This window comes from Chryseobacterium sp. CP-77 (assembly GCF_036362765.1).
Classification (GTDB): domain Bacteria; phylum Bacteroidota; class Bacteroidia; order Flavobacteriales; family Weeksellaceae; genus Chryseobacterium; species Chryseobacterium cupriresistens.
The window spans coordinates 3,748,682-3,762,354 of sequence record NZ_CP143637.1; the positions used below are offsets into that span (position 1 = coordinate 3,748,682).

General features: G+C 40.1%; 8 protein-coding genes. All 8 read left to right on the forward strand.

The features are described from left to right. Positions 1–12 precede the first annotated feature (12 nt). Positions 13–1,638, forward strand: coding sequence for a SusD/RagB family nutrient-binding outer membrane lipoprotein (locus V0410_RS16725; RefSeq protein ID WP_330744953.1), 1,626 nt, complete (start codon positions 13–15; stop codon positions 1,636–1,638). A gap of 171 nt (positions 1,639–1,809) precedes the next feature. Continuing rightward, on the forward strand, positions 1,810–3,111 hold the full coding sequence (locus tag V0410_RS16730) for an MFS transporter (RefSeq protein ID WP_330744954.1): 1,302 nt from the start codon (positions 1,810–1,812) through the stop codon (positions 3,109–3,111). A 31-nt stretch (positions 3,112–3,142) separates the two neighbouring features. Beyond that, positions 3,143–4,114 carry a glycoside hydrolase family 130 protein gene (locus tag V0410_RS16735; RefSeq protein WP_047376309.1) on the forward strand — a complete coding sequence of 324 codons (972 nt, stop codon included), beginning with the start codon at positions 3,143–3,145 and terminating at the stop codon, positions 4,112–4,114. Positions 4,115–4,242: 128 nt separating this feature from the next. Then, positions 4,243–6,474, forward strand: a complete 2,232-nt coding sequence (locus V0410_RS16740; protein WP_330744955.1) for a GH92 family glycosyl hydrolase — start codon at positions 4,243–4,245, stop codon at positions 6,472–6,474. Between the two features lie 30 nt (positions 6,475–6,504). After that, the gene (locus V0410_RS16745; RefSeq protein ID WP_330744956.1) at positions 6,505–7,932 is read left to right on the forward strand and encodes a glycoside hydrolase family 125 protein; all 1,428 of its coding nucleotides are present in this window, start codon (positions 6,505–6,507) and stop codon (positions 7,930–7,932) included. A 109-nt stretch (positions 7,933–8,041) separates the two neighbouring features. Next, complete coding sequence (locus tag V0410_RS16750; RefSeq protein WP_330744957.1) at positions 8,042–10,192, forward strand: endo-beta-N-acetylglucosaminidase H; 2,151 nt, start codon at positions 8,042–8,044, stop codon at positions 10,190–10,192. 58 nt (positions 10,193–10,250) lie between these two features. Beyond that, positions 10,251–12,659 (forward strand): endo-beta-N-acetylglucosaminidase H, encoded by a 2,409-nt coding sequence (locus V0410_RS16755; protein ID WP_330744958.1) that lies wholly within the window; start codon positions 10,251–10,253, stop codon positions 12,657–12,659. 132 nt (positions 12,660–12,791) lie between these two features. Next, complete coding sequence (locus tag V0410_RS16760; protein WP_330744959.1) at positions 12,792–13,652, forward strand: ROK family protein; 861 nt, start codon at positions 12,792–12,794, stop codon at positions 13,650–13,652. Positions 13,653–13,673: the final 21 nt, after the last annotated feature.

The window sequence follows — 13,673 nt, forward strand, 5'->3', positions numbered from 1 at the left end:
ACAATTAAGAAAATGAAAATCAATCATATTAAAATATTGGCATTCGGAGCTGTACTATTATTTTCTGCTTCAGGATGTACTAATGACTTTGAACAGTATAATCAGGAAAAAGCAGGAGGTCCTGAAAATTTTTATGCTGATTTTATCGCTGTTGTTGATCCCATGAAATCCATGCAGAGAGGATTACAGTCAGATTATCAGCTGTACCCTAACCTTAGTGCAGATATGTACAGTGGAATGTTCAGTACAGCAACACCATTTAACGGAGGGGTAAATAATCTAACCTATTCAATGATGGATGGATGGAATAATAGAATTATTGCCAGACAACAGGATATTTTCAATTACTCTCTTATTATTGATAATACGGCTAAGGAAATCTATAAAGGAGTAGATTTTACAGGAACATTTGCTGTGAAAAAAATCCTGAAAGTTATTACAGCTGCAAGAGTTTCAGACAGTCACGGGCCTGTAGTTTACAGCAAATATGAAAAGCCCAATCCGAATGGAGTAACTGATTTTGATTCTCAACAGGAAGCCTACAACTATTTTATTGCTGATCTTACTGCAGCCATTACAGATTTGCAGAAAGTAATTGCCATGTCAGCAACGCAGAATGTAGAAGATAAATCGGCGTTGAAGAAAGCAGATTTAGTATACGGCGGAAATATGGCCCAATGGGCAAAATTTGCCAATTCATTAAAGCTGAGGTTAGCCATGAGAATGAGCTATGCTGATCCTGCAAAATCTAAACAATATGCAGAAGAAGCACTAGCTTCACCTGCAGGATTGATTACGGATAACGCGGACAATGCATTGATCAGCGTAGGACAGTCAGAATTGAGTTTTATCATTTACTCATGGGGAGACTGTTTAATTGGAGCCCCTTTGATGGCATATATGAACGGATACAATGACCCAAGACTTCCTGCCTATGCTATTCCTGCATCTGACCCAAGCTTACAGGGAAAATATATAGGAATCCGCCAGGGAATTGATTTATTAAATGGTAAATCAACGTACGGAGGGTTCTCACAGCCACAGGCAAAATCTGCCAATGGAGATTATTTTTCCGGGACCGACGGTAAAATGAAATTATTCACCGCTGCAGAAACGTGGTTCCTGAAGGCCGAAGCTGCTTTGAGAGGATATGCCGGAGCAGGGGACATTCAAACCAACTATACTACCGGTGTTCAGCAGTCTTTCGGGGAATGGGGGAAAAGTGCAAGTGTTGCCACTTACCTTGCTGATACAACCTCTACAGAAGCTCCTTATATTGATCCGAAAAATCCAGACAATAACGTACCTGTTGGAAATCCACAGTTAAGTACCATCACCATTGCATGGAATAACGGTGATACCAACGAAAGAAAATTAGAAAGAATCATTACCCAAAAATGGCTTTCACTTTATCCCAACGGACCAGAAGCATGGGCTGAGCAGAGAAGAACAGGATATCCGGTTCTTTTCAAGGTAAGAAAGAATGACAGCGGCGGAGCCATCAGTACAGAAGCAATGATCAGAAGAATTCCTTTCACTATTGATACCAAAACATCATTATATAATTACCAGCAGGCCGCTCAAATGCTTAACGGTCCTGATACCGGAGGAACAAAACTTTGGTGGGATAAGAAATAAAAATATTCAGAATCACTCATTAGTAAAGAGGCATCTCAACATCAGATTTTTATTTGATGCATTCATTAAGGCGGGAGAATAGAGTAGAATCTCCAAAAAATTTATAGTTTCGTTTTTTTAGCCTGAATGTATTTTGAGATGTTCTCTTTTATTTAGAACCTTATTTTAAATATGGGAAAAAACAACTCCGGAACCCGTAGGATCCAGCCAATTCTCTGGATTTCCACATTATATTTTGCAATGGGTGTTCCCTTTGTAACCATTAATGCGGTTTCGGGAATCATGTATAAAGATATGGGGGTGTCGGATTCGCAGATCACGTTCTGGACAGCTCTTATCCTTTTTTCCTGGACCCTGAAGCCACTGTGGAGTCCGTTCCTTGAAATTTATAAAACCAAAAAATTCTTTGTTGTTTTTACTGAGTTTGCGATAGGAATTCTGTTTGCTCTCATTGCATTAAGTCTGCCTTTACATGATTTTTTTAAATACAGTATTGCCCTTTTTACGGTAGTCGCATTTTGTGGAGCTACCCATGATGTGGTAGCGGACGGGACCTATATTGGCTTTTTGACCAATAAGGAACAGGCAAAATATATCGGCTGGCAGGGTGCTTTTTACAATCTGGCGAAGATTATCAGTAGTGGTGCTCTCGTTTATTTTGCAGGTATTTTAGAAAAAACAAAAGGAGTTACCAATGCCTGGATAATCATTATGGTGATTTATGCATTGTTGTTTTTTGTATTGGGAGTTTATCACTATTTCATTCTGCCGAAAGAAAACAAGGAAGAAAATAAAGAAGAAAAAACGGCTGGAAACGTTCGTCAGGAACTACTGGAAGTGATTACTTCTTTCTTCACCAAAAAGAAAATTCTGTGGTGTATCCTCTTCATTATACTATATCGTTTTGCAGAAGGATTTGCCATCAAAATTGCACCTTTATTTTTTAAAGCTCCAAGAACATCAGGAGGATTAGGATTATCTACTTCAGATATCGGACTTATTTACGGAACATACGGTTCTGCAGCATTCATCTTAGGATCCGTACTGGCAGGATATTTTATCTCAGCCCGCGGATTGAAAAGATCTCTGATATGGTTATGCTGTGCATTCAATATTCCGTTTGTGGTGTATGCACTACTTGCACATTACCAGCCGTCAGATCTTCTTCCGGTAGGAATTGCTGTGGTCGTGGAGTATTTCGGATATGGTTTTGGTTTTGTGGGGCTTATGCTCTACATGATGCAGCAGATTGCTCCCGGAAAACATAAAACGGCTCATTACGCATTTGCAACAGGAATTATGAATCTTGGCGTAATGATTCCCGGAATGATCAGTGGAACGATCAGTGACTGGATCGGATACAAAATGTTCTTTATCTGGGTGTTGATTGCTACCATTCCTGCTTTTTTGGCCACCTTATTCGTTCCTTTCCCTCATCCGGAAAATCAGAAAGAACAACAAATCAATTCATAATAATTAAAAATAAAAAAGTAAAAAATACTTTATGACAGCTCAATCAGTAATGATCCCCTGGCAGGATCGCCCGGAAGGTTGCAATGATATCATGTGGAGGTTTTCCGAAAACCCGATCATTAACAGATACGCGATACCAACATCCAACAGTATATTCAACAGTGCCGTTATTCCTTTTGAGGATGGATTTGCCGGAGTGTTCCGTTGTGATAACAAGGCAGTACAGATGAATATTTTTGCCGGTTTCAGTAAAGACGGAATCAATTGGGACATCAATCATGACCCTATTGAAATGCAGGCAGGAAATACGGATATGATTGAATCCGATTACAAATACGATCCCCGCGTAACTTTTATTGAAGACCGTTACTGGATCACCTGGTGCAACGGATACAATGGTCCTACCATTGGAATCGGATATACTTTTGATTTTAAAGAGTTTTTTCAGTGTGAAAACGCCTTTCTTCCCTTCAACAGAAACGGGGTTTTGTTTCCTGAAAAAATCAATGGTAAATATGCGATGTTGAGCCGTCCGAGTGATAACGGACATACGCCTTTCGGTGATATTTATATCAGCTACAGCCCAGATATGAAATACTGGGGGGAACACCGTTGTGTGATGAAAGTAACCCCTTTCGAAGACAGTGCCTGGCAGTGTACCAAAATCGGAGGAGGGCCGGTTCCTATCAAAACAGAAGAAGGATGGCTGCTTTTCTATCATGGTGTGATCAATACCTGCAGAGGATTCAGATATTCAATGGGAGCAGCTTTGCTTGATCTTGAAGATCCTACGAAAGTATTGTACAGAACGAAACCTTATCTGTTGGCGCCAGCAGAATTGTATGAACTGACAGGAGATGTACCGAATGTGGTTTTCCCTTGTGCAGCATTGACTGAAGGAGACAAAGTAACAGTATATTACGGTGCTGCCGATACCGTGGTTGCGATTGCCTTTGGATATATCTCAGAAATCATTGATTTTATGAAAAAGAATTCAATTTAATACAGTAATATAAAGTTTAGGAAAATAGGTTAATCATCTTAATTTTTCCGTTTGCTGGGAATTTTATAATGGTTTTCCTATTTTTAAACCAACTTTTAAACAAAACAATCTCCGATACCTCTCTTATCATGAAAAAAGAACTGTTAATCTGCTTTTTTACCACCCTGATGTCTGTAGCCAGTGCCCAGCAAAATAAAAACGATGTTTTATCCTGGGTAGATCCTTTCATAGGGACTGGTGGTCATGGACATACATTTCCGGGAGCAACTACGCCATTCGGGATGATACAGCTGAGTCCGGATCAGAATACAAAAAGTGGCGACTGGGATTGGTGCTCAGGATACCACTACAGCAGCAAAACCATCATGGGATTCAGCCATAACCATTTGAGCGGAACGGGATGGGCAGACCTTGGAGATATTCTGGTAATGCCTACCGTAGGACAGGTTAAAATGGTTCCAGGATCTGAAGACAAGCCGGAAACGGGTTACCGTTCAAAATATACCCATGATAAAGAAATCGCTTCTCCGGGATATTATTCCGTAATGCTGGACAGCTATGGGATTAAAGCAGAGCTGACTGCTTCTCCAAGAGTAGGATTTCATAAATATACTTTCCCGAAAAGTAGTGAAGCCAATATCATTATTGATCCTACCAACAAAATCTTCGGAAATATCTACCATACTTTAGTGAGTGTGGAAGGCAATAATAAAATCAAAGGATATTGCTACAGCAATGGCTGGGGAGGTAAACGGTTTGCTTACTTCGTGATGGAGTTTTCCAAACCGTTTAAGTCTTACGGTGTTTATGCTGACGGAAAAATCAAAAATGATGAAAAAATTGCCCTTGCCAAAGATGCGAAAGCTTTTGTTAGATTTTCAACCGAAGATCAGGAAAGTATTGAAGTAAAAGTATCTTTATCTCCGGTGAGTACAGAAAACGCACAGGAAAATTTCGATACCGAAGCAACAAATGTTGACTTTGCCAAAGCAAAAGAAACCGCTCAAAAGACCTGGAGAGATCTGATCGGAAGATTCCAGGTAACAGGAGGTACAGAGAGCCAGAGAAAAATTTTCTATACCGGAGTTTACCATACATTTATTGCTCCAAACCTTTATATGGATGTGAATGGAGACTATGTTGCTGCTCAGGAAAACATGAATACCAAATGGTTTACGAATTACAGCACGTATTCTTACTGGGACGGATTCAGAGCAACGCATCCTCTGTTAACCATTATGGATCAGAAACATACAAAAGAATTTGCTAACTCTTTGATCAGCAGATATACAGATCGTAAAGATCATATGCCGATCTGGGAGCTTTGCGGATATGATAACTTCTGTATGCTGGGTTATCACAGTGCCTCGGTAATCTGGGATGCCATTTCAAAAGGAGTTCCGGGTATTGATGCAGAAAAAGCATTTGCTGCGATGAAAGATGCTTCTTTAACAGATAAAATGAGCAGCAGTGATGGTGGCGGAGGTCTTAACGACTATATAAAATTAGGCTACACTCCATCAGAAAACGGAGCTTCAGTTTCTGCCACGCTGGAATATTCATATGACGACTGGTGTATTCAGCAGCTTGCGGAAAAATTAGGCAAAAAAGAAGAATCGGAAGTGTATAAAAAACGTTCTATGAACTTTCTGAATACCTTCAATAAAGAAAATAATCACTTCTGGCCAAGACAGAAAGACGGGAAATTCTTAGCAGATTTCACCCTTAACGATTGGAAAAAACTTCAGCCACACTGGGTTTCCGGAAACATCTGGGCGTATGATTTCTTTGTTCCTCATCAGATTGACGAAATGATGAATCTGTACGGAGGAAAAAAAGGATTTGAAGAAAAACTGGATAAAACCTTTACAGAAGCGCTTCATATGGAAGGAGAGCAGCACGTAGATATCTCAGGATTCATCGGATCTTTAGGATTCGGGGATGAACCGGGTCATCATGTTCCATACCTGTACAATTATGCAGGAAGCCCTTACAAGACTCAGAAAATGGTAAAATATATCCGAGACAATATGTATGCAGCCAAGCCAGATGGAATTGTGAATAACGAAGACTGTGGTCAAATGTCAGCATGGTATATCTTCTCATCATTAGGATTCTATCCTGTGACACCGGGAAAACCAGTTTATGCCATCGGAGCACCACAATTCCCGAAAGCTTCTTTAAAACTGGAAAATGGAAAAACATTCACCGTAATTGCAGACAAAATATCTGACAAGAATATCTACGTACAGAAAATGTTCCTGAATGGGAAAGAATACAAAAGCTGGGAACTGAATCACAGCGATATCATGAACGGTGGTGAGCTGAGATTCATAATGGGAAGCAAACCAGTAAAATAAGACTCATAAAAATAACGAAACAAAGTATCAATGGAAAGGAGAAATTTTATTAAAACAAGTGCACTGGCAGGAGCCGGATTGCTGTTTACTCAAAATGTTTTTGCTAAAAATTTAGTGCTGGACGATTTTCCTGTTGTCCGTGTTCCTAAAGATAAAAGACATTTTACCAGCGAATCTGTAGAAAATGCTATTGCAGCGTTTAAAAAGAAAGTAAAAAACAAAGAGCTGAGCTGGCTTTTTGAAAACTGCTTCCCGAATACATTGGATACTACTGTTTACTATATGGAAAACGGAGGAACACCGGATACCTATGTGATCACCGGGGATATTGATGCCATGTGGCTTCGTGACAGTTCCGCACAGGTTTTCCCTTATCTGCAGTTTTCGAAAAAAGACGAAAAACTGCATAAGCTGATCTCAGGAGTAATCCATAAACAGACTACTTTCATCCTGAAAGATCCTTATGCGAATGCTTTCTATAACGATGATCAGAAGATCAGTAAATGGAAAGAGTATGACCACACCGATATGAAGCCGGGCACCCATGAAAGAAAATGGGAAATTGACTCGCTTTGCTATCCTATCCGTCTGGCTTACCACTTCTGGAAAACAACAGGAGATACAAAACCTTTCGATGCTAACTGGCTGAAAGGAATTCAACTTACCCTCCGGACCTTTACAGAACAGCAGAGAAAACATGACCTTGGTCCTTACAAATTCGAGCGTACCACAGCCTGGGCTACAGATGGAGTTCCTATGGGAGGATATGGTTACCCAACGAAACCTGTAGGATTGATAAGCTCTATGTTCCGTCCAAGTGATGATGCTACCATTTACGGATTCCTGATCCCTTCCAACTTATTTGCAGTGGTAAGCTTACGTCAGGCTGCAGAAATGGTTTCACAGATTAAAAATGAAAAAACGTTGGCTCAGCAACTGAACAGCCTTGCTGATGAGGTAGAAGCAGCCATCAAAAAATACGGAATTTACAATCATCCTGAATTTGGAAAAATATATGCCTTTGAAGTGAATGGTTTCGGAAGCTACAACCTGATGGATGATGCAAACTGTCCAAGCCTGCTGGGACTGCCTTATCTGGATGCGGTGAAAGCTGATGACCCTGTGTATTTGAATACAAGAAAATTTGTGTGGTCAGAAAACAACCCATTCTTCTTCAAAGGTAAGCTGGCAGAAGGAATAGGAGGTCCGCATATCGGACTTGACATGATCTGGCCAATGAGTATCATAATGAAGGCACTCACTACCAAAGATAAAAGTGAGATCAGATGGTGTATAGATACCTTACAGAAAACGCACGGAGGAACAGGCTTTATGCACGAATCCTTCCATAAAGACGACTCCAAAAAGTTCACCAGAGAATGGTTTGCATGGGCCAATACCTTATTTGGAGAATTGTTATGGAAAACCTTTAACGAAAACCCGGAGCTACTGAAATAGCATACCCTTTTATATGGCTTTTTCATCTGAGATTCCTTCCCGAAAAAGAAGGTGTCAGGGGAATGCTATATAAAATTCAGACACCAAAACACCTTAAAAAAATTATACAATGAAAAAAAAATCCATCTTTACCGCACTGATTGCCATGATGCTTCAGTCTGGTTCTCTGATTAACGCACAGCAGCTTAGCCCTACAGGAATTTGCTATGTGGAAGTGAATAACAATAACCTCCTGAATGCTGGAGCGTATAAACTGCAGACATCGAACAGCTACCTGTTTAATGTGGTGAATATTTTTGCGGCCAATATTAATTATGATACCAGCCGTGGAAGAGCTTATCTGTATTCCAATAATAACGTAACCAAGGTTCTTACCAATGCAGATACTTATATAAAACCACTTCAGCAAAAAGGGATGAAAGTAGTACTGACTATTTTAGGGAATCACCAAGGGGCCGGGATCTGTAATTTCCCTACCCGTGAGGCAGCAAAAGACTTTGCATTACAGTTGGCCAATACAGTGAATACCTATGGTCTTGATGGAATTGATTTTGATGATGAATACTCAGAATATGGAAATAACGGAACAGGGCAGCCTAATGACAGTTCCTTTGTAATGCTTGTCCAGGAGCTCAGAGCGTTATTACCGAATAAAATTATTTCATTCTATTATTATGGTCCCGCAGCTTCAAGACTTTCCTGGAACGGAGCGAGAGTAGGCGATAACGTCAACTACAGCTGGAATGCCATGTACGGAACATTCTCTGCTCCGAATGTACCACCTCTTACCAAAGCACAAATCTCTCCTGCTGCCGTATGGATGGGAAATACTTCCAATTCTACCACCACCAGCCTGGCGACCCAAACTAAAAATGGAGGTTACGGAGTATTCATGTGGTATGATTTACATGGAACGAATGAAACGGCACAGCTTTCAGCAGGAACTCAGACCTTATACGGAGAACCAACTGTTTTAAGCGGTACTTTACAATCATGGACACAGGGAACCAATTGTGACGCCCCTATCGGGTTATACACAAGCAACCTTACAGGCACAAGCGCAAAACTAAACTGGTCAGCCGTAGGAAGCAATACCTATGATGTTGATTATAAACCAGCTTCTTCAACAACCTGGACGAATGCAGTAACAGCAACGAGCTCCACTTCTGTAACCATTTCCGGATTAACAGCCAACACCGAATATGACTGGAGAATAAGAACCAATTGCAGTGTGAAAAGCGCCTATATGTTTGCGCCAAGATTTACAAGCACTTCAGGAACAACGCCTACAGGTTCTTATGCTCTGTCTTTGGATGGAAGTACTGAATCAGGAGCGGCCGGAAGTATGAATCTAAGTGGGTCTGCACTATCTTTTGAAGGATGGATAAAACCTTCATCATTCAAATCTGCATCACCATATATTTCCTCTATCATGGGAACGGAAGTAAGCGACAGCAATTCTGCATTCTTACGATTAGGAGATGCCAGTCTGGCGAATAATAAACTTCAGTTTGTGGTAAGTATTAATAATGTACAGCAAAAACTGGCGTCTGCAACAGCTCTGAATGCCAATACCTGGTATCACGTAGCTGCTACTTACGATGGATCCAATATGAAAATTTACATCAATGGTGTTCTGGATGCCACCAAAGCACAAACCGGAAGTGTGAATTCAACAGGGGCATTCAATGTAGGATATTTATATAATACTTCCAGAAACTTCAATGGTAAAATAGATGAGGTAAGAGTGTGGAAACGTGCATTAAGCCAAACAGAAATCAGTCAGAATATGTGTAATGTATCCGTTCCGGCAACTTCATTGGCTGCTTATTGGAAGTTTAACGAAGGAAGTGGTTCTACAGTTCAGGATACTTCCGGAAATGGAGTGACTCTAACCTTGACAGGTGTTGATGCTTCCAATTGGGGAACAGATCTGCCATGTACAACAGGAAGTTCAGCATTAGCAAGAACTGCGGGGCAAAAGGCGATCAATACGGGCGAGACTAACATTAAAAATCAAATTAAATTATATCCTAATCCGGCAAGCAAATCTTCATCACTGACAGTTTCTGTTCCGGATGAATACAGCAAAGGGAAATTGACGATTTATGATTTTAATGGAAGAATTGTAGATACTAAATCATTGAACTCAGGGGATAATCAATATGAATTAAGCAGAGTTCCGGCAGGAAACTACATTGTTCAGTTTGAATCACATGATGGAAGCCTGAAACAATCCGAAAAACTAATTGTAAAATAACAAACCCAGTCATTGGGCTTCGGCCCAATGATTTTTTCTACTACAAAATTGATATACTATGAGAAAAAAATCCTTTTTTATTCCCTTAATGGCCCTAGTGCTTCAGTCAGCTCCGGCACTCAAAGCACAGCAGCTTGATCCTTTGGGAGTCTGCTATGTGGAAGTGAACAACAACAATATGCTGAATGCAGGTTCCTATACTTTACAGAATACCAACAGACAGCTTTTTGATGTAGCCATTATTTTTGCAGCGAATATCAACTATGATGTTTCTAAAAACCGTGCTTATATCTCAAACAATAACAACGTTACCAAAGTTCTGAATGATGTTAATACTTATGTAAAACCTTTACAGCAAAAAGGAATAAAAGTATTGCTTGATCTTTTAGGAAACCACCAGGGAGCGGGAATTTCTAATTTCCCTAACCGTGAAGCGGCTAAAGATTTCGCCTTGCAGGTGGCTCACACTGTTTACACCTACGGACTGGATGGAGTAGACCTTGATGATGAATACGCAGGATACGGGAATAACGGAACAGGACAGCCTAATAACAGCTCTTTTGTTATGTTATTACAGGAATTGAAAGCCGCAATGCCCGATAAACTGATTACATTCTATTACTACGGCCCGGCTACCACCAGACAAACGTATAATGGAGATTTAGCAGGAAATTATATCAATTACACGTGGAATGCGATGTACAGTACGTACAATGCACCTGTTGTTCCACCTCTTGATAAATCCAAAATTTCTGCAGCTGCAACGTGGATACAAAACTCGAATCCAAGCTCTACTTCTGCCACGACTCTGGCAAGCTTAGCGACCAGCACAAAGAATGATCAATATGGTGTATTTATGTGGTACGATCTGCCGGGAACCAATGTTGCCAGCTATCTGAGTACAGGATCCAATATTCTTTATAATGAAAATACACTCTTAAGCGGTCAGTTGTATTCATGGTCACAGGGACAGGCTTGTGATCCGCCATTGGGACTGGATGTTTCCAACGTGACAGGAACTTCAGCGCAACTGAACTGGACTTCCAATGCTTCCCAGTCTTACAATATTGACTATAAACCGGCTAATTCAACGGTATGGACAAATGTAGCTAATAATTATTCAGGAAATAATATTGTTATCAACAACCTTACCCTGAATACCAATTACGACTGGAGAATCCAGTCCAACTGCTCACCGACATTAACAAGTACTTATATTTTTGCACCAAGGTTTAACTCCGGAAGTGGCTGCACTACGCCATCAGGATTGACTTCCGGAAGTTTCCTTGGTAACACTACCCAACTGTCATGGGATGCAGGCAACGCCACTTCATATACACTGCAATATAAAACGGCTTCAGCAACAACGTGGTCTGAAATTCCAAATATTACCACCAATTCCTATTCATTACAAAACCTGACACCTAATACAAATTATGTATGGAAAGTACAGGCTTCATGTGCCGGAGGAACTACAAGTACTTATTCAGGAGAAGGATCATTCAACAGTGGTTTTGCTCCGGTTACAAGCCCGGGTGCAAGATCTCTTGCTTTCAACGGAAGCACGCATTATCTTAACGCAGGACAATTTAACCTGAGCGGAAATGCTGTAACATTTGAAGGTTGGGTAAAAGTAAATGCTTTCAAAACAGGCTTTCCGTATATTTCATCAGTAATGGGGATAGAAGTAGGAGATAACAACTCGGCTATGCTTCGTTTCGGAGATGGAAATCTTGCGAATAATAAGCTGCAGTTTATATTAAGTTTTGGATCGTCACAGGTGAAATTGAATACCAATACCGCATTCAACACCAATACATGGTATCATATAGCAGCTACTTATGACGGAGCAGCCATGAAAATTTATGTTAATGGTAATCTTGATGCAACGTTTTCGGTGACGGGTAACTTTACAGCAAACGGAATCCTTTATCTGGGAAGAAACTATGACAATTCCCGTACAATCAATGGTTTCTTGGATGAATTCAGAGTTTGGAAAAAGGCGTTAACACCACAGGAAATTTTAAGTAACAGCTGTAATGTTCCTGCCAATTCTACAGGTCTTGAAGCCAACTGGAAAATGGATGAAGGAAGTGGTTCAGGAGCATTAGATGCAACAGCCAATACTCATTTTGCAACCCTGATCAATATGACAGATGCCAACTGGAGAACAGATGTTGCCTGCGCTTCATCCCTTGCAGTAAAAGATATAGAATCTGTAAAAGAGAACAGCGCAGTCTATCCAAATCCTGTGAAACGAGGAAATGATATTCACTTTGCTATCAGTGACAACTCTGCAAGTGAAGTAGCATTGTACGATGCGTCAGGAAAATTATTCAAAAAACAGAATATTAATCAAAATAATAATGCAGTGAATACGCAGGATTTAATCAGTGGTACTTATATTTACAAAATTACATCCGCAAACAGTAAAGTAATATCAACCGGTAAAATTATTGTGAAGTAAGATTCATATGATAAAATGTTTATCTGAACTTATGAAATAGAGTCTGAATTACGAAGCAGACAGACAGGGGTGTACTTCTGTTTGTCTGTTTTTTCAGTCACAGGAAGGACTTGAATTTAAAATAAAAAAATAATGCAGAATATAGTAGGAATCGATATTGGAGGGTCGCACATCACGCTGGCCCAGGTAGATCCGGAAAAACGTGAAATCATTTCATCCACCTATGTAAGAGAACATGTAGATGCTTTCGAAAACAAAGAAGTTATTTTCAACGCCTGGCTTTCCGCCATTGAAAAAGTGGCTCATGATTTGGTAAAAGAAGACCTTTTAATCGGTATCGCAATGCCCGGACCTTTCGATTATGAAAATGGGATATCGCTGATGCAGCAGGGGAAATTTATAGATATCTATCAGGTAAATATTAAAGAAGAACTGGCAAAAAGGCTGGACATTTCTCAGAAGCAGATTCTTTTTGTAAATGATGCGGCTGCATTTATGGAAGGTGAAGTATATGGAGGCTGTGCCCAGGGATTCAACAGAATATTTGGGGTCACTCTCGGGACAGGATTGGGAACTACTTTCTTCAACGGAGAGTTTGCTACGGATGAAGATTTATGGGATTCTCCTTTCAGAGACTCTATCTGTGAAGATTATCTGGCAACACGATGGTTTGTGAATCATTATAAGGAACTTACCGGAGAGGAAATTTCAGGAACCAAAGACCTTCTGGATAAACCCAAAGAAATACAAAAAAGAATGTTTGATGAATATGCAGACTCTTTCTCAGAATTTATCGTGAAATATGTCGATCATTACAAACCGGAAGTTTTAGTTATAGGAGGAAATATTGCCAGGGCTTATCCTCATTTTGAGCAAAGATTTATTCAGAATTTAACAAAGAATAATATTAACTTGCAGGTTAAAATTTCGGCCATATTTGAAGATGCGGCCATTCTTGGAGCCGCCAGCTATGCATTAAAAAAGCGTATATAAATTAACAAACGAAAAGATACA

Excerpts from the sequence above, each read along its gene's own strand:
- V0410_RS16725 (WP_330744953.1), top strand. The coding sequence starts at position 13 with ATGAAAATCAATCATATTAAAATATTGGCATTCGGAGCTGTACTATTA.
- V0410_RS16730 (WP_330744954.1), top strand. The coding sequence starts at position 1,810 with ATGGGAAAAAACAACTCCGGAACCCGTAGGATCCAGCCAATTCTCTGG.
- V0410_RS16735 (WP_047376309.1), top strand. The coding sequence starts at position 3,143 with ATGACAGCTCAATCAGTAATGATCCCCTGGCAGGATCGCCCGGAAGGT.
- V0410_RS16740 (WP_330744955.1), top strand. The coding sequence starts at position 4,243 with ATGAAAAAAGAACTGTTAATCTGCTTTTTTACCACCCTGATGTCTGTA.
- V0410_RS16745 (WP_330744956.1), top strand. The coding sequence starts at position 6,505 with ATGGAAAGGAGAAATTTTATTAAAACAAGTGCACTGGCAGGAGCCGGA.
- V0410_RS16750 (WP_330744957.1), top strand. The coding sequence starts at position 8,042 with ATGAAAAAAAAATCCATCTTTACCGCACTGATTGCCATGATGCTTCAG.
- V0410_RS16755 (WP_330744958.1), top strand. The coding sequence starts at position 10,251 with ATGAGAAAAAAATCCTTTTTTATTCCCTTAATGGCCCTAGTGCTTCAG.
- V0410_RS16760 (WP_330744959.1), top strand. The coding sequence starts at position 12,792 with ATGCAGAATATAGTAGGAATCGATATTGGAGGGTCGCACATCACGCTG.